This window comes from Fibrella arboris, assembly GCF_041321095.1.
Classification (GTDB): domain Bacteria; phylum Bacteroidota; class Bacteroidia; order Cytophagales; family Spirosomataceae; genus Fibrella; species Fibrella arboris.
In genome coordinates this window covers 512516-533966 of the sequence record NZ_JBGGWE010000003.1, presented here as the reverse complement: position 1 = coordinate 533966, position 21451 = coordinate 512516, and the positions used below count along the sequence as shown (strand labels likewise).

15 protein-coding genes are annotated in these 21451 nt (G+C 54.4%); 11 read left to right on the top strand and 4 right to left on the bottom strand.

Annotated elements, in window-relative coordinates:
• Positions 1–21: 21 nt before the first annotated feature.
• The gene (locus tag ACAW75_RS07300) at positions 22–4647 is read right to left on the bottom strand and encodes a CheR family methyltransferase (RefSeq protein WP_370728029.1); all 4626 of its coding nucleotides are present in this window, start codon (positions 4645–4647) and stop codon (positions 22–24) included.
• A 182-nt stretch (positions 4648–4829) separates the two neighbouring features.
• On the opposite strand from ACAW75_RS07300, the gene ACAW75_RS07295 reads away from it, so the two are divergent.
• The gene (locus ACAW75_RS07295; RefSeq protein WP_370728028.1) at positions 4830–4997 is read left to right on the top strand and encodes a hypothetical protein; all 168 of its coding nucleotides are present in this window, start codon (positions 4830–4832) and stop codon (positions 4995–4997) included.
• Positions 4969–5178, top strand: a complete 210-nt coding sequence (locus tag ACAW75_RS07290) for a chemotaxis protein CheB (RefSeq protein WP_370728027.1) — start codon at positions 4969–4971, stop codon at positions 5176–5178. Before ACAW75_RS07295 ends, ACAW75_RS07290 begins: the two co-directional genes overlap by 29 nt.
• 178 nt (positions 5179–5356) lie before the next feature.
• On the opposite strand, the gene ACAW75_RS07285 is transcribed toward ACAW75_RS07290, so the two are convergent.
• The gene (locus ACAW75_RS07285; RefSeq protein WP_370728026.1) at positions 5357–8419 is read right to left on the bottom strand and encodes a DEAD/DEAH box helicase; all 3063 of its coding nucleotides are present in this window, start codon (positions 8417–8419) and stop codon (positions 5357–5359) included.
• Positions 8420–8828: 409 nt separating this feature from the next.
• Between ACAW75_RS07285 and ACAW75_RS07280 the strand changes: the two genes are divergently transcribed.
• The 3 genes from ACAW75_RS07280 (at position 8829) to ACAW75_RS07270 (ending at position 13139) form a co-directional block, all read left to right on the top strand.
• Entirely contained in the window at positions 8829–9530 is a 702-nt protein-coding gene (locus ACAW75_RS07280; protein WP_370728025.1) for a DUF2064 domain-containing protein, read from the top strand.
• Positions 9531–9635: 105 nt separating this feature from the next.
• Positions 9636–12704: a TonB-dependent receptor plug domain-containing protein gene (locus tag ACAW75_RS07275; RefSeq protein WP_370728024.1), complete on the top strand. Its 3069-nt coding sequence runs from the start codon at positions 9636–9638 to the stop codon at positions 12702–12704.
• Between the two features lie 252 nt (positions 12705–12956).
• Positions 12957–13139 (top strand): hypothetical protein, encoded by a 183-nt coding sequence (locus ACAW75_RS07270; RefSeq protein WP_370728023.1) that lies wholly within the window; start codon positions 12957–12959, stop codon positions 13137–13139.
• Positions 13140–13152: 13 nt separating this feature from the next.
• Here ACAW75_RS07270 and ACAW75_RS07265 read toward each other — a convergent pair whose 3' ends face one another.
• Together ACAW75_RS07265 and ACAW75_RS07260 are read right to left on the bottom strand one after the other, a co-directional pair.
• Positions 13153–13605, bottom strand: a complete 453-nt coding sequence (locus ACAW75_RS07265) for a DUF8479 domain-containing protein (RefSeq protein ID WP_370728022.1) — start codon at positions 13603–13605, stop codon at positions 13153–13155.
• A 98-nt stretch (positions 13606–13703) separates the two neighbouring features.
• The gene (locus ACAW75_RS07260; protein WP_370728021.1) at positions 13704–14624 is read right to left on the bottom strand and encodes an ROK family protein; all 921 of its coding nucleotides are present in this window, start codon (positions 14622–14624) and stop codon (positions 13704–13706) included.
• A 143-nt stretch (positions 14625–14767) separates the two neighbouring features.
• Here ACAW75_RS07260 and ACAW75_RS07255 point away from each other — a divergent pair, with 143 nt between their 5' ends.
• The 6 genes from ACAW75_RS07255 to ACAW75_RS07230 all read left to right on the top strand — a co-directional run bounded on the left by ACAW75_RS07255 (position 14768) and on the right by ACAW75_RS07230 (position 21432).
• On the top strand, positions 14768–15229 hold the full coding sequence (locus ACAW75_RS07255; RefSeq protein WP_370728020.1) for a redoxin domain-containing protein: 462 nt from the start codon (positions 14768–14770) through the stop codon (positions 15227–15229).
• Positions 15230–15326: 97 nt separating this feature from the next.
• The gene (locus tag ACAW75_RS07250) at positions 15327–16100 is read left to right on the top strand and encodes a class I SAM-dependent methyltransferase (protein WP_370728019.1); all 774 of its coding nucleotides are present in this window, start codon (positions 15327–15329) and stop codon (positions 16098–16100) included.
• A gap of 162 nt (positions 16101–16262) precedes the next feature.
• Positions 16263–16856, top strand: a complete 594-nt coding sequence (locus ACAW75_RS07245) for a TetR/AcrR family transcriptional regulator (RefSeq protein ID WP_370728018.1) — start codon at positions 16263–16265, stop codon at positions 16854–16856.
• Positions 16857–17072: 216 nt separating this feature from the next.
• Complete coding sequence (locus tag ACAW75_RS07240; protein WP_370728017.1) at positions 17073–18248, top strand: serine hydrolase domain-containing protein; 1176 nt, start codon at positions 17073–17075, stop codon at positions 18246–18248.
• 104 nt (positions 18249–18352) lie between these two features.
• Positions 18353–20569 carry a sensor histidine kinase gene (locus ACAW75_RS07235; RefSeq protein WP_370728016.1) on the top strand — a complete coding sequence of 739 codons (2217 nt, stop codon included), beginning with the start codon at positions 18353–18355 and terminating at the stop codon, positions 20567–20569.
• Positions 20566–21432 (top strand): SDR family oxidoreductase, encoded by an 867-nt coding sequence (locus ACAW75_RS07230; RefSeq protein WP_370728015.1) that lies wholly within the window; start codon positions 20566–20568, stop codon positions 21430–21432. The genes ACAW75_RS07235 and ACAW75_RS07230 overlap by 4 nt, the downstream gene beginning before the upstream one ends.
• Positions 21433–21451: the final 19 nt, after the last annotated feature.

Below are 21451 nucleotides of genomic sequence, written 5' to 3'. Positions count from 1 at the left end.
GGCAGGCTCAGGATGGACACGTCACACTCCTGGGTACTGGCGGGGCAAGTCAACCTGAATCTCGGTGCCCTTGTCGGGATCGCTTGTTACCGATAGCCGGCCACCAAGCAGATCGCACAGCCGCTTCACGATAAACAGACCAATTCCTTCGCCGGAAGTCGAGGTGGGAATGCCATCCTGGTTGTCGACGCCTGTTTTAGGTGCCTGCTTGCTATCGGGTGGTGCCGTCAGCATAGAAATCAGGGCGGGCGGGAGCCCAGGACCGGTATCACGAACGATGAACTGCCAGCTGGCATCGGTATCGCCTGGTCCCCATTGCACACTTACGCTCCCGGTTCTGGTGTATTTCAGCGCGTTGAGCACCAGGTTCTGCGCAATTCGGCTGAACTTAACTACGTCGCCGTTTACGATTAATGCCTCCTCGCCTTCGCCGAGCAGCACGAGCTGCTTTTCGGTAGCCACAGACTGAAGGCCGGCGATGAGTTCGCGTAACACGGTGGTAACATCAAATGAACCAGCCTTAAATTGCTCCTGGCCAGATTCCAGCCTGGAGTAATCCAGCAGTTGGGTTAACATCTGGGTTACCTGCCGCAGGTTTCGTTGAAGCATGGCCAGCATTTCGGCGCGTTCCTCTTTCGTGTCCATCTCGTTGAGGAGCGACGCAGCCCCTTCAATAACGCCGAAACTACCGCGAAGGTCGTGGGAAGTAGCCCGTAAAAACTCGCCCCGCTGGCGGATGTGCTCCCGCATAGCTTCCAGCGACTGGAGCATCTCGTCTGACCGGTCCAGTTCCTGTAGCCAGGAAACTTTCTGTTGCTCAGCCTCCTTTAAGGCCGTAATGTCGAGGACCATGCTCACCACACCGTCGTCATGTTTGCTCAGCGACAGGGCCAGCCAGCGATCCGAACCCGGCTGCACCACATGACGCTCCTCATACAAAGGTTCTTTTGTGGTTAGTATGTACAGAAGCGTGTTGACGGTGTCGGCTTGCCAGAATAGGTCGGCAACGTTGTTGACAGACGTACCCAGCAAATCGGCCGACGATCTTTCGACCAGCTCCTCAAACTTTTGATTACAGGCCGATAAGGTGAAATCAATCACTTCATTTCGCTCATTTCTGCTGGCCTTTAGCAGCCCGATCGAAGCGGGCGAACTGTCGAGAACGGCCTGTAGGCTGTCGGCCGTCTGACGTACCTGCGCTTCGGCATTCTTACGGCCGGTAATGTCCAGTATGGTGACCACAAGGCCATTGGCATCTATTTGCCGGGTAATGAAGTAGGCGTAACAGCCGGGCGCCGGCTGGGCAAACTCCCGTTCTTCATAGACTGATTCGCCGGAGTTGAGCACCTGGATGTATTTATCGAAAAGGCCGTTGGCGTGCAGATCCGGGTAATTTTCCAGTACCGTACGGCGCTGCATATCCTTTGCCGACCGCGTGGGTATAGCCAGCGCCGAGTCGTTGAAAGCAGAGATGACAAAATCGACCGGATCGCCGTTTTCGTTGCGGATAACGTCCAGCATAGTGATGCTGGCCGGTATACTATTGATCAGGCTTTGGAGCCGGTCGGCGTTTTGCTGGAGGTCGCGGTTAGCCTGTTCGAGCCGGGCGTTGGCGTCGGCCCATTGCCGGGTACGTTGCTGTACCCGCATATCCAACTCCTGGTTCAGCGTTTTCTGCAAATGTATCTCCTGGCTGGTGCCGATATACCCCACAAAACTGCCATCGGGTCCATATTGCGGGCGGGCATTGGTGAGCATCCAGCGGTATTCGCCATCCTGCCGCTGTAGTCTGAGTTCAGTACTGAATGGCTGCCGACGCAGGAAATTCGTGGCGTAAACGGCCAGGTACGTGTCGTGGTCGTCGGGGTGAACATTGAGCGCGAGCGACTGCCCAAGTACATCGCCGGCCGATGAGCCGGTGAACTCCAGCCAGGCCCGGTTCACAAACGTGAAGGTGACCTCCGATGAAGCCACCCACACGAGCGTGGGGGCATTGTCCATCAGGTCGCGGAACCAGGCCTGCCGTTCTTCCAGCAGGCGCTGTGCCCGGCGGTGGTCGCTGATATCGTCAATGGCCAGCAATACGGCTTCCTGCCGCTGATGCTGCACGACCTTGCGGGCATTGAGGCGCATTACTTTCTCGCCAATGCCGGGAAACGTGTGTATGACTTCATACGACTGAATATTAGCGCGTTGCGTGATCACGCTGCTGAGTAACTGCCGCAGCTGAGGAATGTCCCACTGCCGGTTGCCAAGTTCGTACAGGAGTTTCCCGAGCGTTTCTTCCTGACTGACCTTGAATATGGAATAGAACGCCTGGTTCGCCGACTTCACGCTCAGGTCCTTGTCGAGAATAAGCGTGGCTTCGCAGATGGTATCGAAAATGGCTTCTGCGTACCCATACGCTTCGGTGAGCTGATCGTTACGGAGCTGTAATTCCTGGTTGATCGTCAGCAGTTCCACGTTGGTCGACTCAATTTCCTCTTTGCTGGTCTCCAGTTTTTCGTTGATGCTCTGTAGCTCTTCGTTGCTGCTGACAATCTCTTCATTGGCCGATTGCAACTCTTCATTGGAGGCTTCTTTTTCCTCAAGGATCGAGTGCATGTCTTCGCTCAAAATGGTCAGTTCGTTTTCCAGTTGCTGGAGGCGATCACTGCGAACACCCTCTGCGTCGCTATCAGGCGATGCCACGATCGCTTCTTCCGAAAAAAGCACCAGAAACAGGCGCGATTCGCCTTCGGCTGTCAGCGGCACGGCCTCGATCGAAACATGGTGAAGGTGGCCATTAACGGTCAGCAGGAGGCCTGTTTTCCGAACCGGAACGCCCGATTTATGGGCTTTATGTACTGCATTACGTAGCTCAAAGGCGAGTGGCGGCCGGGCCATTTTCAACAGGTTCAGGCTGGCTTTGCCAGGGGCGGGCTCCAGGAACAGGCCGGTAGACCCTCTGAACTGAAGAATTTCCAGTTCGTGATCAACAACTACGGAGGCAGGCACATAGTGGCTGAGTAGCAGCCCATCTACTACTTTATTGAGGTCGTTGCCAGAGTTTTTAGGCATATACCCTTTCTTGTCCATACTGTCGATCCGTTCCGTTGGTAGCCGGTGAGGGCTGATGCGCTCACCATGTCGATCTATTGATAGCTGGCCGGGAACAACCGTATTACCGTCATTCCGCCGCGAATACACCCGGTAATTTTTTTCGACTGCGGTAAATAGCGAAGCAGAGGCGCTTACGGTCTCGGATTTTCCCAGGAGCAGAAACCCATTGGGTTTCAGGGCGTAATGAAATGCTGAAAAGGCTTTTCGTTGCAGGCCACTGTTTAAATAGATCAGCAGATTGCGGCAACTGATCAGATCGAGCCGGGAAAAAGGCGGATCTTTAAATAGATTGTGGGGGGCAAACACGCATGAATCACGGATGGTTTTATGAATGCGGTATTGATCATCTATTTTGGTGAAAAACCGCTGCAACCGGCCGGGCGATACATCGACTACCTCGCTTTTGGTATAAATGCCCTGCCTTGCTTTGGTAATGGCTGGCTCGCTGAGGTCGGTGGCAAAAATGTGAATGGGTGGGTTGGCTATGCCTTCCCCAATGGCTTCCAGCAACAGCATTGCCAGCGAATAAGCTTCCTGACCCGTAGAGCAGGCCGGCACCCAGATCCGTAGTGGCTCCCGTGGCGACATAGCCTTGATCAGCTGCGGCAGCAACACGTCACCCATATAGGCCATGGCTTCCTGATCCCGAAAGAACGACGTTACGTTGATCAGCAAGTCGTTGTACAGCACCCGGGCTTCGGCGGGGTGCTCGCGCAGATACCGGGTATAATCCGTTAGGGTATCGAGCTTGTACAGCAGCATTCGCCGGATGATGCGCCGCCGGATCGTCGTTACTTTATACTGGCTGAAGTCGACCCCTACAGCCCGGTGAATTAGCTGAATGATGGGGCGAATGTCTTCGTCGTTAGCCTCCTTTTCTGAGCGATCATCCTGATCTTCGTCCTGCTCGTCAAGCTCATTGACTTCCGCCGTTTGGCGTAACGTATTGGCCCGCTGGCTAAGCCGCAGCAGTTCGTCGGCCATTGCTTTGGGCGACAGGACCAGATCGACCACCCCGCCCGAGATGGCGGCTTTGGGCATGGTCTGGAACTGGGCCGTAACGTCTTGTGCCATTGTGATGCCCCCGGCTACTTTAACTGCTTTCAGGCCGAGTGTACCATCGCTGGCCACACCCGATAGCAGAATAGCGATTGACCCGGCTTTTTGCCGCTCGGCCAGCGATATGAAAAACCGGTCGATGGGCATATGTATCGTGCGCAGGCGCGGGGCCAGCGTCAGCACACCATCCTGAATTTCCATTTCCCGGTTAGGGGGCATGATATAGACATGGTTGGGCTGAACAGGCAGGTTGTTCGTGACCTCAACAACGGGCATGGCCGTAGCATGACTGAGAATGTCGGGCAGGTAACTATCATGGCTCGGGTTTAAGTGTTGAACATACACAAAGGCAAAGCCGGTTGAACCAGACAGATGATTGAGTAGATCGGTTATGGCTTCCTGCCCACCTGCCGAACCGCCAATGGCCACAATAGGAATCTGGGTAGCTGGTGTAGATGATGTATCAAGCTGAACGTTAGACTGCATGTCGAGAAGAGAATCGGCGTTCTATGTTTCCGATTCTATAAATCTATTAATACTATGGATAAATACCCGTTGGATTTTTAGCGCTTATGGTTAAAAAAACATGTACTCACTGTTTACTCGTCTAGTGGGAAGTGCTGTATTGTTTACCGATACAAGTGTAAAGAGATAAGAGTACTAATTGCATGTCGAATCGAGGTGTTGTGGTGATCGCCTCTTCGGTCGGCGACGTAGATGCGCTTCAGGAGCTAGTTGGTCAGTTCCCGGCCGATTATTGGCGGGCCAATCTTCATTGTCCAGCACCTGGCCGCCTACGCAACCAGTATGCTTCCGGCCATTCTGAGTCGCCGTAGTCTACTCGAAGTAGCCCATCCTTACGACGGCGAACCCATTCGGCCAGGCCGAATTTATAGTGCGCCGCCCGATCATCATCTACTAATCGAGAAAATGAGACGAACGGATTATCTGACGGCAACCCTGATGGCCATGTTCTGCTACGGGAAGGCCCTAAAGAGAATCGGTTTCGCCCGTTGATCGACGCACTCGTGCGCTTATTTTCACCAATGGCCAGCTATCCATCGAGGAGCCGCAACAGGTCGGCGACGAAAAGCGGACCAGTTAAGAGCAGGCAGGGCGCCGGGGGAAAGGGGACAAACCGCGTCTGGGCCTGGGGAGTAGCGGAGCGGCCGCGTGCCAGCCATGTACCTGGTGCTCAATCCAGCAGGACCAGTACATCTTCTTTCGTCAGCGACTTCATGAAGCCTTCTTCCGTTGTGACGAGTTCGCTGGCGAGGCGTTGCTTGTTGCGTTGCAGGGCCAGGATCTTTTCTTCTACGCTGTTCTTCGTAATGAACTTGTAGGTGAATACCGGTTTTTGTTGCCCGATCCGGTGAGCCCGGTCGATGGCCTGGGCTTCAATAGCGGGGTTCCACCAGGGGTCGAGCAGAAAAACGTAATCGGCAGCGGTGAGGTTATGGCCGAGCCCCCCGGCTTTCAGCGAAATCAGAAAGAGCTGTACGGTTTCGTCGGTCTGGAAACGAGCCACCTGCTCCTGACGATCCGTACTGGACCCATCGAGGTAGGCGTAGGTGATGTTTTTGTCTTTCAGGTACTGCTTAATCACCGCCAGGTGTTTAATGAACTGGCTGAATACCAGAATTTTGTGGCCTTCATTCAGGGTGATTTCCAGCCGCATGCGCACATCGTCGAGCTTACCCGAGTCGCCTTCGTAGCTGGCATCGACCAGCCGGGGGTGATTGGCAATCTGCCGGAGTTTGGTCAGGCCCTGGAGCACCACCATCTGCGATTTGGCCAGCCCGTCTTTTTCGATATGGTCCAGAATCAGGTTGCGGTAATACGATTTAGCCTCTTCGTAGGTCGTTGCCTGTTCGGGCGTCATGTCGCAGTACAGCACTGTTTCTACTTTCGAGGGCAGATCGGTGGCCACCTGTTTTTTATTCCGGCGGAGCATAAACGGCTTGATCAGCCCGTACAGCTTCTGCATTTTCTGGTCGTCGCCGCGCTTTTCAATGGGTATCTGGTAGTTGTTCCGAAAAAACGACTGACTGCCCAGCAAACCGGGATTGATGAAGGTCATCTGCGTCCAGAGGTCCATCGTGCTATTTTCCAGCGGTGTACCGGTCAGAATAAGCCGGTAGGCTGAATTAAGCTGCATGACGGCCCTGGTAATGTGCGAATTGGGGTTCTTGATCGCCTGCGATTCGTCCATGATGATGTAGTCGAACCGGTAAGTTTTCAGCAGGTCGATATCAATCCTGACAATGCCGTAGGAGGTCAGAATCAGGTCATATTCATCGAACTGAGCGGTGTTTTTGTCCCGATACGTACCTGTATACACCAGCACGCGCAGGTCAGGCGTAAAGCGTCGGGCTTCCAGTTCCCAGTTGTAGATGAGCGAGGTAGGCATCACCAGCAGGCTAGGGGCGGGCCGTGCGCGGCCGGTGTCGTCGCGGTTGGCTTCTTTGCGTCCCTGCAACAGGGCCAGTGTCATCACGGTCTTGCCCAGGCCCATATCGTCGGCCAGACACCCGCCAAAATGGTACTGCCGCAGAAAGTTCATCCAGTCGTAGCCTGCCTTCTGGTAGGGGCGCAACGTACCGGTGAAGCCGGTAGGCATCGGCGATTCATCGATCCGTTCAAACTCACGAAGCCCTTCCAGCCGCCGACTGATCACCGTTTCGGCCAGCGACTCGTTGTTCAGTTCCTGCACCAGCGCGAGATGGTGCTTCTGCAACACCAGCCGCTCGCTAAATTGGCTGGCTTGCTCGGCGTCGGTGAGCGGGTGTTCCATAAACCCGACCAGCTCGGCGTACTTGGTGAACCAGGCTTCCGGAATAACGGCTATTTCGCCATTGGGCAGGCTGAACTCCCGTTTTTGGGCCAGAATCAGCGAGCGCAGGCGAAGAAACGGGATCTCAAATTCGCCGAAACGCACCTTGGCATGAATGTCGAACCAGTCGCGGCTTTCACGAATCGAAATATCCAGGCTTGAATAACCCAGAAAATACCGACGTGTATCGCTGGCGTTCTGACGTACCTGGAAACCCGTTTCGTCGAGCATGTGCCGGTGGTCGGTCAGCCAGGTAAAGGCGGTCGATTTAGGTAGTTTTAGCTGACCATTACGCAGGTCCAGCCCTTGTTCGCGGAGCTGGGTAAACCGGTTGCGTTCTGTTTTAAGCTCGCGCCTTATCCTGTGGAAGATGTATTCATCGCCCGCTTTTTCGAGGCTGACATTATACGAACTGGCAAAACTGTTGAACCGGAATGTGAAGTCGCCATACTGAAACGACAGGTCGAGGATGACGTCGCTACCGGGGGCTTCGTCTGCTTCAGCGATCAGCGTTTCGCCAAACAGTGTCGGCGACGAAGCTACCTGCTGCTGGCTGCTCACCTGTTCAGACAGGGTCAGGATGGGGGTGGGAGCCAGCGCGGTGGTACGAATCTCAAACCCTTCGGCAAAAACGTCGTACTGCGCAATGAGAGGCACGATAAACCGCTCATAGTACTGCGCTTCCATACTTTTCGGAATCACAATATGATGCTTGTTCAGGAACGGACGCAGCTTTTTCCCGTCGACCTCGATGCCTGCCGACACCTCGTTTTTCGAGAGCCGGGCAAAATGGTACAGCTTGTTTTTAACCAGTAGCCAGGCCGGGTCGTCGCACAGCAGCATGGCATTACGGTGCTGAAATTCGACCCGTTCGGTGGCCGATTCGCCCGGCTTCACCAGCTCTTTATCGCGCGGGTAGCGAATGATGGGAAAGTAGTGGGTCGACTCGTCTTTCCGGACGAAATGAAAATAAACCCGGGCTGGTTCGGGCATGAACGTAACGGCTTCACCCACCGGGTCGCCATCGTTCGTCATCAGAAAAATGGGTTTGCCAGCCAGGAGCGGCAGAATCTGGCCTTTGGTTCGCTGCACGTATTCGGCAATGGTTTCCTGCATGACCTTATCGCCTTTCTGAGGGTCATAAGTCCGCAGAAAGAAATCGACAGCCGACCATTTTTTGGTGTTGAAACGCCGAAGCAGCGTATCCTGACAGATGTAATCGGTAAGCCGGACCAGTTCAAAATCGCGCTCATCGAGACCCGCCGAGAATTCGCGAACGTTTTGTGGAGAGAGGCTTTGTGTCTGAAGCGTCAATTCGCCTTTCCCGTTCAGGCGCACCACAAAGGCCTCGATCAAATAACCCAGGTATTCATGTTCGAGCAGGGAGTAAACGACTTGAAAAGGCTCTGACGGGGAAACTTTCATGAGAAAAGAAATAAGTCTACCAGACAACGACAAACTGCTCGGCAACAGAACATATTGACCATTGGTAATAGGCTAACTACCAGACAAATGGCGGCCATACGAACAAAAGGGTACGGACACTGTTTGCCGTATAATACGAATACTCTAAACACAATACACAAATGTTTTGAGCTACTGGTCTCAAATATACAATGGCAGGGTAAAGTGCCAAATCAATTAACTGTTAAGTATATACGTAACCTATTTGCTGGTAGAAGAAATAGAGTAAACGGCCCCAAGCAGTTTGCCGAATCTACTGCCAGGTTTTTACCGTAGGTGTAAGCAGCGCAGTTCCGTTGACTCGGAATTATGGCCGACTAACCCGTCTGGTAGGTAGTAGCTATATTCCGGACACGATTAACTCTCACTTATGCACACGCCTTCGGGTTCGGTTGCGGTTTTATTGTTCTCCCGATCAGCGACAGCGGAGGCGCGGCACAAACCGCTATCGAGCAGGCTGGCTCGTGCCGAACTGGTATGGCAGGCGCTGGAACGGTTGACGCTCGCGAAAAGTGCGGCGGCCGATCTGCCCGTTTTTGTGTCGCATAAGTTGCCTGTGCAACAAACGGGTACGTTTGGGGACCAACTTCAGCAGGCTGCTCAGGCCGTGCTTGAGCTGGGCTATTCGTCGGTGCTCTGTATTGGCAATGACTGCCCATCGCTTCGCCCGGCCGATTTGCGTGAGGCCGCCCGCCTACTGGAAGCGGGGGCTATTCCGGTCGGGATCGACAAACGGGGCGGCGTATACCTGACCGGTTTTACACACCAATCGCTGACTGACGTACAGACGCTGGCCGCTCTTCCCTGGCAAACGACTTCCCTGGCCGTAGCGCTACGGCACTACCTGCATCAACAGGGACAAACAACCGTACGGCTGGCTGCCCGGTATGCCGACTGGAATGCGCGCGCCGACGTTCGGCTAAGTCAGGCGACGGGCCAACGTACCTGGCTGCGCCAACTGGCTGAGGCATTCCGCCCGGTTAGGCAGCGTTTATCGCCCGGTCAGCCGAGCGTCACTTCATGCCGGGCCGTTTCGCCTTCGGGGCTGCGGGCACCACCAACAGGCAACTAGCCTGACAACCTGCTTCAATTAATTTTCTTGCATAATTCCGTCTGTGGCAGATCTGCTACGGCATTACCAATTTGACCCACAGACAACGGTGGGCTGTCTTATACGATGAAAAAAATAACTCTACTCAGCGTTTTGCTGTGGGCACTCACCACACTTGCTGCCCTGGCTCAGGTGACCGATATCGACGTGTCGGTACGCGAGCTGACCCGGCAGCAGGCTATCTCAGGAATAACCGTTTACCTGGAAAACCCTTCGATCGGCGTCAGTCAGCAGGCCACGGCCAACAGCAATGGTCAGGTCACGTTTGGGTCGGTGCCCTTGAACGGTACGTACCGCGTTTTTACGAAAGAAGATGCCACGTACCTGGAAAGTACCGCCGATAATATTGTGCTGCGGGCTAATTTTCGGCAGAGCGTGGTGCTGCAATTACCGCTGAAGCGCGAAGTAACATTGAACGAAGTCCAAGTACGTGGACGAAGCACTACCCAGATCAACACGGTCAACGCGGAAGTGGCGTCTCAACTGACCATCAAACAGGTGGAAGAACTGCCCGTTGAAGGGCGCGACATCACGCGGGTGTTATACCGGCTGCCCAACGTAAGTCAGGCAACGGGATTTTTCCCGGAGGCACCCAACGTGAGTATCAACGGGGGCAATGGCCTGTTCAACAACTACCTCATCGACGGAATGGACAACAACGAGCGGTTCCTGGGGGGGCAGAAATTTGCCATTCCGGTAGGCTTTACCCGCAACGTGTCGGTACTGACCAACAATTTCTCGGTTGAGTTTGGCAATACCGGCAACGGCATTGTTAATATCACAACCAAATCGGGTAGCAACAACACTACGGGTGAAGCGTTCTTCCTGACCCGCCCTGGTTCGGTGATCGACGCGCAAACGAGCTACCCCCTCCGCGATTTGTCGGGCAACCAGGTGAAAGACGGTTTTCAGCGCTACCAGGCTGGTTTTGGCATTGGCGGCGCCCTGGTGAAGAACAAGACATTCTATTACCTGAACGTGGAACACACGACCGATATTAAAGATAACCTGCTGACGGCTCCGCAGCTGGGTGTGAACGAGACCATTCGGGGCACCAACCGCTTTACCTACATTTCCGGCAAAATCGATCAGTTCTGGACAGACCGTTTCAAATCGTCGTTGCGGGTCAATGTAGGGCAGGTGGCCATTGGTCGGCAGGCGGGTGGGCTGACGGGCGGCATCGCCTTCCCGTCTGCGGCCAACGCGCAGGATCGTAACTCCCTGCTGATTGCCTCGCGCAATACGTATTCGACAGCCCGGTTCGCGTCGGAAACGAACCTTCAGTACAGCAGTTTCCGCTGGAATTATGCCCGTCCGGTCGATCCAAATAGCCCTGACGTGACCGTTCAGGACCCAACAGGCGTTGGCATTGCCTATCTGGGGCACCCCGGCTACCTGTTCGATTCGCACGAAAACACGTTCCAGATTCAACAGAAGTTTTCGTTCTACCGGGGCAATCACACCATCCGGGCGGGGGCTGAGCTGATCTCGGCGCGGCATCGGCTGTTTGGTGGTGGTAACCCAAATGGTAGTTATACCGTACGGCTAACGGCGGCGCAACTGGCTGCCCTTCAGGAACGCCGGCTGGGCAGCAACCTGAGCGTAACCGATATTCCAGCCGATGCCCAGGTGCTGGGCTACTCGGTTGAATTGCGGCCTGCTTCGTTCGGTACCACGCAGAATATTGTAACCGGGTACGTTGAAGACCAGTGGGCGGCTTCGTCGCGCCTGAACCTGACGCTTGGCCTGCGGTACGATTACGATAATCTGAGCAAGGGTGGCGCGGTCAGCGGCGATTTCAACAACATTGCGCCCCGGTTCAGCTTCAACTACAAAGCCAGCGCGCAATCGGCGATACGGGGTGGCGTGGGTGTGTTTTATGATAAAATCCTGTATACGATCTACAGCGACGCCCTGCAACAGAACAACACCAGCACCGATTTCAAACGCGAACTGCAATACTTTATCGATAAAGGCATTCTGCCCGCCAATACAGACATCAACCGGGTTACGTTCGACGGCAACCTGACCGTTGGCGGCAGCAACAATGCAGGCGTGCCCATCCGGTATTTGCAGGGGCCACCAGCGTCATCATTTGCCGGGCAGCGGAACCTGTTTAGCGGTGAGCGGCGTATTCTGAACCCCAACGGCTACCAGAATCCCTACACGATTCAGAGCACAGTAGGCTATCAGTACCAGGTGAACGACAACGTGCTGATCTACGCCGATGCCGTATACAATGAATCGTATAACCTGTTCCGCACCCGCAACCTGAATGCGCCGGCGGCCTATGATTACAGCATCAGCGCCCGTAATGGCACGGCCCGGTCGTCGGATGTGGCCAATGCCTCACGCCCCTTACCAATTGTGAATGGAGCTGGCGTATTGAATGGCCAGCCGTTGGCAGGGGCAGCCCAGAGCGTGGTCATGACCGAAGACGCTGGCCGGTCGCGGTACACGGCGCTGAGTTTGAACCTGCAAAAGAACCGGGGCAGTCAACCGTATGCCTACCGCCTGATCTATACGCTGTCGCGGCTATACAACAACACGGAAGATGTGAACTTCCGGGCGATGGATGCCAATAATTTCGAGGCTGAATGGGCGCCGAGCATCAACGACCGGACGCATATCATCAACGGAATTTTTACGTATTACCTGGGGCAGCAGGTCACCGTTACGGCGGCGGCGCTCATCCAGAGTGGTCAGCCCATCAACCGCATTCCCGACGCGTCGAAGTTTGTACTTGTCGACGCACAAAACCGGCCTATCCTGGGTAGCAACGGTCAGCCGCTGACTACCAACGACCTGAACGGCGACGGCAGTGCTTTCGGTGATGCCTATGTAGGAAATTCGGACCGCCAGCCCGGCGAAAGCCGCAACTCAGATCGGCTGCCTTGGTCGAAAGTAGTTGACCTGAGCGCACAGTATACCGTGCCCATCAATACACAGACGGGCCAGCGTTTGGAAATCCGGGCCGATGTGTTCAACGTACTTAATACAAACAACCTTAGTGGGTATTCAAACAATGCCACGCAGAGCAACCAGATTCAGATTGGGCCGGCGGGGAGTGGTATTGTACAGCGTAATGCCGGTACGCCCCGTCAGTTTCAGTTTGGCGTGAGGTATTTGTTTTAACGGCTGCGGGCCAATTGCCTGTAGAATCCTATAACCCTGAAAATGAATGATGAGACCGCTTACCTAATCTCACCTTCGCTTATATAGCTGACGCCAGCCGGTTAATAGCCGGTTGCTTCATAGCATTGTCACTCTTGGTAGATAAACCCCCTCTGACTTTCGGAGGGGGTTTTTTGATGCGGCACAACGTACCTGCCGGTGAATACGCAACCGGCTGGTAGGTACGTTATCGGTTTGTAAACAACGCACCATATGAAACGCGCGCTTATCTGTAGTTTTCTGTGTGCACTGCTTGCCGCCGCCTGTGCGCCCAGACCCGTTTATGTGAATGAACGGCCTAATCGACCCCACGACAACGGAAAACACAAAGGCTGGTATAAGAATGGCCGGTATGGGGGACTGCCACCGGGCCAGGCCAAAAAAAGAGGTTGGTAGCCCGCCAGGTACGTTACCGGGCGTAGTCAGTGGGTGTAACGGGTATCTTTAGCAGATACTCGCCGTTTTTATCACGGTAATTGTACACCATCGTGATGCTGTGATCGCGCAGGTCGTTCATGGCTGTGTTGGTCTTCACCGATTCAATCAGCGCGGGCTTCGTCGTGGCTTCGAGCTGCACCAGATCAACCTCACCCCGACTGGCAGTCGTCAGCGTATAATTGAACTGCAAGGCTGCTTCTGAAAGGACCTGAGCGCTATCCAGTCGGGTAGCCGGGTCGATTTGTACGGGGCAGGCGCTGTTGATCTCGCGGGCCGCATGATGCAGTTGATCCAGCACCGCCGCCGACTGCGCCGCCACGTTGTCGAAACTAACCGTCGTTGAGTCAGCGTTGGCCTGGTCAGTCTGTTTCCCGCCCGAACAGGCGAGCAGCCCGAAAAGCAATAATGGGATTAAAATCTTCATGGTAGTTTTTATAGTTCCTGTTTTCCGTTGCTGTAGCTCAATCCATGCTGAGTGGCAGCGCAACAGAAAACAGCGGATGCTGTAAACAGTAAACTTTTTTACAGCATCGCTGCGCCGAAGACACCAGCACTGTCGCCGAGTTTGGGACGGATGATCGGGGTCTTCACCACTTTGTTGTTAAAGATATAGTTCCTGATGCGTTCGTAGCCTTCGGTGTACAGTTCGTCGATGTTGCCTACGCCGCCGCCGAGTACGATCACATCGGGGTCGAGCACGTTGATCAGTGTTGAAATAGACCGGCCATAGTATTCCAGCATCCGTTCCATAGTGGCCGAAGCAACCGGGTCTGAGCCTGCGCGGTGGCGTTCCACGATCTCTTTCATCGTCCGCTTCTGGCCGCATTGCTCGAAGTAAAAGCGTTGCAACGCCGGGCCCGAAAGCACCTGCTCGTTGCAGCCTCGCTTGCCACAATAGCAGTCGTGGCCGTTCTCTTCCAGAATGTTGTGCCCCCACTCGCCGCCGATACCGTGTAAGCCATTGATGACGAAGGGCCGTCCGTCGAGGCCGCGCACTACCACACCGCCACCAACGCCAGTGCCCATAATGACCCCAAACATCATCTGAAAATTGGCTACCACTGCCGGAACAGCCCCCAGTGTAGCCTCGGCCAGGGCGAAACAGTTGGCATCGTTAGCCAATGAAACGGGTACGCCAAGCCGATCTGTCAGGGCTTGTTTGAGTGGCTTCCCGTTCAAGCTGGTAGTATTGCAGTTTTTCATGGTCTGCGTGCCGGGGTCGAGCGTACCGGGCGTGGCAAAACCAATATGGTCAGGGACGTACCCAGTTTCGGCCCGTAACTGATCGACTAGTAGGTTGATGCGGCTGACAATGTGCTCGTAGCCCAGGTGCGCTTCGGTGTCGATCCGCTTACGGATAACAACGGCCTCAGGTGCGGGTGATGAAAGAATGACACCTTCGATTTTGGTGCCGCCAAGGTCAATACCCCAATATGTTTGCATAACGACTGAAAGTGGCTGAATCAGCTTTCGGATGGATGTCAGGAATGAGCCTGCAAACATACGTTGCAAACATACACAACACCGTTACGCTTCTTTGCGCCTATCTTTGTATTGTCAACCTTAAACTTACCAACCACCCCGTTATGGCTTTAGAAATCGGGCAATCGGCCCCTGCTTTCACGCTTTTTTCGTCCGAAAATAAACCCGTTTCGCTCAGCGATTACGCTGGCAAAAACGTAGTACTGTTGTTTTTTCCGATGGCGTTCACCAGCGTTTGTACCGCCGAGTTGTGCGAAATGCGCGATAACCTGCACACGTATACCAGCCTCAACACCGATATCCTGGCCCTCTCGGTCGACTCGCCGTTTACGTTGGCCAAGTTCAAAGCTGAACAAAACCTGCCGTTCCCACTGCTGTCTGACTTCAATAAAGAGGTATCAGCAGCGTACGGGGCGTTATATGAAAACTTCGTTATGAACATGAAAGGGGTGAGCAAACGAGCCGCTTTTGTCATCGACCCCACCGGGCATATCAAATACGCCGAAGTACTTGAAAACGCAGGCAACGTCCCTGATTTCGACGCCGTAAAAGCCTCACTACATTAAAGAGTGAAAGGCGAAACAGTGAATGGGGAAAGAGCCGATGACCGCTAATGGGCGCTCTTTCCCCATTCACTCTTTCGCCATTCGCTCTTCCACCCCCATGTCCTGGTATACACAATTTTTTACTGGCCTGCCGCAGGAAGCGTGGAAGGCGGCCCAAACCGACGAGCAAACCCAACTGGAACTCGAACGGATCGTTGAATCGCTGGAGTTCGGTCACGGCGACCGGGTGCTCGATGTATTTTGTGGGTATGGGCGCCACGCGCTGCCACTGGCGAAAATGGGCGCTGAGGTTGTTGGCATCGATATTTCGGAGGAATCAATTGCCGAGATCAACGCGGTACCTGGTCGTAAAAAGTGGCCACTGACCGCCATTGCCGGCGACTTTATGACCATCGATTCTGCCCTGCTGGGTCCGCCTGCGTCGTTTCAGGTAGCCTATTGCCTGGGTAATAGCCTGTGTTTCTTTCCGCGTACCGAAATGCTGGCTTTTTTAACCAAAATCGCTGATCTGCTAGAGCCGGGTGGCCGGTTCCTGGCGCATTCGGGTATGATCGCCGAAAGTTTTCTGCCTGATTTTCAGGAGCGGGCCTGGCTACCCGTTGGCGATGCTATACAGGTTTTAGTCGAGAACCAGTATGACCCGCTGGCTGCCCGTGTTGAACAGCACCTGACCTATTACCGCCGACACGAAACAGGCGTGGAAATGGCTGACCGGACTGCTCAGTATTACATCTACACCCTGGCGAACCTGCTGCAACTCGTTGACGAAGCTGGCCTTGAGCCGACAGATTGTTACGGAACCGTTGAAGGAGATGCCTACCAGGTTGGCGACGAAGGGGCCTGGATACTGGCAATCAAAAAGTCTACTTAACATTCAGATAGTTATATGGAGTATACTCTCTGCTGGATTAAGAAATTACTTTATTGTGTATTGCTTATGAAAAGTCGATAAATATTTTTTGTCAACTGGATTAATCAGGATAATGGGCTAACTTTCTGGCAGATTAACACCGTTAACAAACCTTACCTATTTATGGAAGTAGTCGAGCGCAAGCAGCGCACCCGCGAACAGACGCGGGCGGGTATTCTCCACACCGCCAAAGATATTGCCCGCCGGGAAGGCTGGCAGGCGGTTTCGATCCGCAAAATTGCCGACGCCATAGATTACAGTGCCCCCGTTGTTTACGATTATTTCGGCAGTAAGGACAGTCTGCTCGACGAAATTCGCAACGAAGGATTTCGCCACCTGCGAACTGAATACGAACGGCTGGTAAAGCTGTACCGTGACCCTGAAAAGCTTCTTTACGAAATATCACTCGTTCAATGGCAGTTTGCCATGCAGCAGATAGAGCTTTATCAGGTAATGTATAACCTGGAAGGGGCTAACTGCACGGCTTCGCTGGCCGAATCGGAAGAGATAAAGGCGGTTAACGAAATCGTTTGCCGCATCATTTTTTCGTTCATTCCGAAATCGGCCGATGCCATTCGTCGGCTGTATTTTGAATGGTGGGCCACGTCGCACGGTATCATCATGCTTGGTTTCCTGCTGCGGCATCAGCAACCGCTGGAGGCTACTGAACAGATCTACCGCGAAACGATGCGCCGGTTTGTTCGGAATCTGCGGTAAGGAACCCCTCGTCTCGCTATTGACAGCATCGTCAGAAGCCGCACCAGCTCATCCTGTGTGCGGCTTCTTCATGACAACCTACCCAGTCGGCACGTCTGCGGCTAGGGAATGTACCCGGCAGCAGACCATGAGCCTGGCGGAAAAAACAGGTGACTTGTTAAGAGCCAGGCGCTTAGTTCAGAGATAACTTAGCTACTAAACGCACTTCATACCAACATGAACCCGTCTACCAGCCGCAGTGGCCATGTGTTTCTTCTGTTTCTGTCGCTCGTGGTCGCCTGCCAGCGGCCGGCGACGTCGTTGAAACCGTATTTTCCACCTGAAGGAGCTGACTGGGCGCGGCTTTCGCCCGAGAGAGCAGGCATGGATCCAGTGCTGCTCGATTCAGCTATTGCGTTTGCCAAGACGCAGGAAACGACGCAGATGAAGCCCGATTTCTCCACGCAGGAAGACATCTTCGGTAAACTGCTTGGCCCTATGCCTGCCAGTCGGGCGGCGACTAATGGGATCATCTTGCGTCACGGCTACATTGTGGCCGAATGGGGCGATACCCGCGCTGTAGACCCAACCTACAGCGTAGCTAAAAGTGTACTGTCGACCCTGGTTGGCATCACCCAGGAACGCGGTATGATCCCAACCATTAATGAGCCAGTAGCCAACCTGATTCATGATGGCGGTTACGAGTCGGAACAGAACCGGGCCATCACCTGGGAGAACCACCTGCGCCAGACCAGTGAGTGGCAAGGCGAACTGTGGGGAAAGAACAGTGATTTTGTTGGTAAGGAAGCCTTCGGTAGGGGCGAGCGCAAACCCCGTACCTTACAAAAACCAGGCACGTATTATGAGTACAACGACGTGCGCATCAACCGCATGGCGCTCTCTTTACTAAGGCTCTGGAAAAAGCCCCTGTCCGATGTGGTGCGCGATGAAATCATGCATCCAATCGGCGCGTCGACCACCTGGCAATACATCTCGTATCCGAACGCGGTGGCCGATGTCGACGGAAAGCAACTGCCTTCGGTGAGTGGTGGTACCCGCTGGGGCGGCGGTTTGCGCATCAGCGCCCGTGATCTGGCTCGGTTTGGCTACCTGATCGAGCAGAAAGGACGCTGGCAGGATCGCCAGATCGTTTCGGCCGACTGGGTGAAGCAGGCCACGACTGGCAATGCCGTGGGACCCGACTACGGCTATCTGTGGTGGCTGAATACAGGCAACGGACCGGGTGGCAAAAAGCCCTGGCCTGACGCACCAACAACAAGTTTCGCAGCCCTTGGCGCTGGCTCAAATACCGTTTGGATTGATCCCGAACACGACATGGTCATCGTTTGGCGTTGGCATAACGGTAGTCCTAATGAGCTGATCAGGCGGGTGTTAGCCGCCGTAAAGCGCTAACAGGGAATGGTCGACGCCGTTCATGAAGCTGTTGCCTAAAGCCAGCTGCTTTTAGGAGGTCGATACGCTATTGCTTTGATTTCACAGGCGCGTATCTTTCTGCCATGATACGGCTCCGGTGTTTCCTCTTTTTAGTAACTGCTTGGTTTAGTGTTAGTTCGGTTTGGGCTATTCCAGCCAGCGGTGTTTTTCGGGTTACCGGGTCGGGTGATCTGGCTAGATCGTACTGGCGATTTAAGGCAGGTGATCATGCTGCCTGGGCCAATCCGGCCTATAATGACGCTCATTGGTTAACGGGTTTATCGCCCGACCAGCCGCTCCGCCAGAATGAAACCCTATGGGCCAGCGGTAAAGGCTGGTTCCGGCTTCGCTTTCAGTTGACGAAAAAAAAGCTGGGTGAGATCAATACGCTCTCAATCGATCAAATGGGCTGGTCGGAGGTGTATCTGGATGGCCATTTACTGGCTACCGTAGGTACGTCGATGCTAGATACTGCCGGGGCTGACCAGGCGTCTCAACACGTGGTCCGCTATGTGCCGCTGCCCGTCTCCGACACGAATCAGCACATCCTGGCGGTCCGGTACGCCATTCGGCGTGACCCCGTGTTGGTCGCTAATTTCGAGGAGGCCGCCTTTAAGCTTTTGTTTACGCCAGCCAACGAAGCGCCCGTTTCGATGATTGTAACAGAAAAGCTGAAGGCAAGTGTTTCGTTTCTGCTTGCCGGTGTGTTCAGCATCCTGGCCTTGCTGCATTTTCTATTCTACCGGGCCAACAAAATTCAGCAGATCAACAAGTTACTGGGGTGGGAAATGGCGGCTTTTGCCGTAGGCTTTGCCGCGCCTCAGTTAGACGATTTCGTTTCGACCCTAACTGCCAATTCGTTGCTCGACCTCATTAGCAGTTTCGGGCTGATGGCCGGTTTGCTGCTTTTGTTGACTGTTATTTACCACTATCTGGCCCTTAAACGAGGGTGGGTCTTTTACGTGGTGGTTGGCCTGACAGTGCTCAGCTTCCTGTATGAAGTCATTTTTGGCCCTGTGCCCTATGAACTGGATAGTGTCTGTTTACTGCTTTTAGTGGCCGAATACACGCGAATCAGCTGGATTGGCAGGAAGCGGAAAGACGATGATTCCAGGTTGCCCTGGGTGTCGCTGCGAACGGCGTTCTATTGTCTGCTGGCCCTGATCGTAACCGGTGTGGTGGCCGGTATTGTGGTGGCCGTTACCACAAAAAGCGCGAATGTCAATATCAATCTGGGCTGGTTTGCGGGTGTCGTTTTTCTGATCATGCTCCTTGGCCTGCTTAGTTTTCCGGTCGGCCTATCGTTATCACTGGTTCGTGATTATGCCCGCACGTACCGCACGCTGGCCAATAAACTACAGGAAGTAGAAGCGCTGTCGGCCAAAACGGTGGCTCAGGAACAGGAAAAACAGCAATTGCTTGCCCGGCAGAATGAAACCCTCGAACACCTCGTCAGCGAACGGACAGCCGCCCTCGACCAGTCGCTAACCGACCTGCGGGCTACGCAGGATCAACTCATTCAGCGGGAGAAACTGGCAAGCCTGGGTGAACTGACGGCGGGCGTAGCGCACGAGATTCAGAACCCGCTCAACTTTGTCAACAACTTCTCCGATGTCTCTGTCGATTTGCTGACTGAGTTAGAAGAGGAGCAGGCTCGCCCCGCAGAAGAACGTGACCCAGGGCTGGAGCAGGAAATCCTGGCCGATGTAAAGCAGAACATTGGTAAGATCAGCCATCACGGCCAACGGGCGGCCAGCATTGTGCGGTGTATGCTTCAGCACAGCCGGACCAGTACAGGCCAGCGCGAGCCTACCGACCTGAATGCGCTGGCCGACGAATACCTGCGGCTGGCTTACCATGGCCTGCGCGCCAGGGAGAAAACCTTTGAGGTTAGCCTGGTTACGCAGTTCGACCCCACCTTGCCCGGTGTGTCAACCGTACCGCAGGATATAGGCCGCGTTTTGATGAACCTGTTCACCAATGCTTTCTATGCCGTTCAGGAACGTACCTGGCAGGCTACTGGCCAGTCAGGTACGTATCGGCCCACCGTGACGGTAACCACAGCGCAAACCGCAAAGGGGGTGCAGATTCATGTGCTCGATAACGGTACCGGCATACCCGACGAGGTACGAAGCAAAATTTTCCAGCCCTTCTTTACCACCAAGCCCACAGGCAAGGGAACCGGATTGGGCTTAAGTCTCAGCTACGACATCATCACCAAAGGGCACGGCGGCAGTATTGACCTGCACACCAAGCCAGGAACAGGGACTGAATTTGTACTAACCTTACCCGTTACATGACCATCGCTATCATTGGCGCTACCGGTATGCTGGGTCAGCCGGTTACGCAGGAACTTATTGCCGCCGGGTACCCGGTCCGCATTATCGCCCGTCATGTCGATCAGGCCAAACGCCTTTTCCCCACAGCCGACGTTGTTTATGGTGATCTGGAAAAGCCAGGTACGTTGCCTGAAGCATTGGCTGGCTGCGACGTAACGTACCTGAGCTTATCGGTGAGGCAGACCGAAAAGCCAACCGATTTCCATACCGAAACCGACGGCCTGCGTCACCTGCTGGCAGCGGCAAAAGTGGCCGGTGTGAAACGAATAGCCTACCTGTCGTCGATCGTGATGGGCTATCAGGGCATAAACGGGTTCGACTGGTGGGTATTCCGGCTGAAACACGAAGCCGTGGCACTCCTGAAGGCGTCGGGGCTGGACTATAGTATTTTTTACCCCTCAAATTTCATGGAAACGTTGCTGACCACGCAACGTATGGGACCGCTGGTGCTCGTGTTAGGGAAATCAAGCGTGACACCGTGGTTCATTTCAGCCAGCGACTACGGAAAACAGGTGGTACGCGCCTTGCAGATTGCCCAAGCTGGTCGACCACAGGAATATGTGATTCAGGGGCCCGAACCCGTAACCCAGCTGGCGGCGGCTCAGCAACTGGTCGCTGCCTACAAACCCACGAAGCTCCGCGTGCTGGAAATGCCGCTGCTACTGCTCCGTTTTGGGCGCTTATTTTCCCAACAGGCCGATTACGGCGTCAACATTGCCGAAGCGTTAAATAACTACCCCGAGCAGTTCGAGGCCGAACGTACCTGGACCGACTTGGGAAAACCTACCCTTACTATTGATCGCTTTGCGGCTACAATTACGTAAGGTGGTCAGCTCTGTAGGG

Coding starts and splice junctions, on each gene's coding strand:
- ACAW75_RS07295 (WP_370728028.1), top strand. CDS start 4,830: ATGTCGAATCGAGGTGTTGTGGTGATCGCCTCTTCGGTCGGCGACGTA.
- ACAW75_RS07275 (WP_370728024.1), top strand. CDS start 9,636: ATGAAAAAAATAACTCTACTCAGCGTTTTGCTGTGGGCACTCACCACA.
- ACAW75_RS07250 (WP_370728019.1), top strand. CDS start 15,327: ATGTCCTGGTATACACAATTTTTTACTGGCCTGCCGCAGGAAGCGTGG.
- ACAW75_RS07270 (WP_370728023.1), top strand. CDS start 12,957: ATGAAACGCGCGCTTATCTGTAGTTTTCTGTGTGCACTGCTTGCCGCC.
- ACAW75_RS07285 (WP_370728026.1), bottom strand. CDS start 8,419: ATGAAAGTTTCCCCGTCAGAGCCTTTTCAAGTCGTTTACTCCCTGCTC.
- ACAW75_RS07240 (WP_370728017.1), top strand. CDS start 17,073: ATGAACCCGTCTACCAGCCGCAGTGGCCATGTGTTTCTTCTGTTTCTG.
- ACAW75_RS07230 (WP_370728015.1), top strand. CDS start 20,566: ATGACCATCGCTATCATTGGCGCTACCGGTATGCTGGGTCAGCCGGTT.
- ACAW75_RS07255 (WP_370728020.1), top strand. CDS start 14,768: ATGGCTTTAGAAATCGGGCAATCGGCCCCTGCTTTCACGCTTTTTTCG.
- ACAW75_RS07235 (WP_370728016.1), top strand. CDS start 18,353: ATGATACGGCTCCGGTGTTTCCTCTTTTTAGTAACTGCTTGGTTTAGT.
- ACAW75_RS07260 (WP_370728021.1), bottom strand. CDS start 14,624: ATGCAAACATATTGGGGTATTGACCTTGGCGGCACCAAAATCGAAGGT.
- ACAW75_RS07265 (WP_370728022.1), bottom strand. CDS start 13,605: ATGAAGATTTTAATCCCATTATTGCTTTTCGGGCTGCTCGCCTGTTCG.
- ACAW75_RS07280 (WP_370728025.1), top strand. CDS start 8,829: ATGCACACGCCTTCGGGTTCGGTTGCGGTTTTATTGTTCTCCCGATCA.
- ACAW75_RS07245 (WP_370728018.1), top strand. CDS start 16,263: ATGGAAGTAGTCGAGCGCAAGCAGCGCACCCGCGAACAGACGCGGGCG.
- ACAW75_RS07300 (WP_370728029.1), bottom strand. CDS start 4,647: ATGCAGTCTAACGTTCAGCTTGATACATCATCTACACCAGCTACCCAG.
- ACAW75_RS07290 (WP_370728027.1), top strand. CDS start 4,969: ATGCTTCCGGCCATTCTGAGTCGCCGTAGTCTACTCGAAGTAGCCCAT.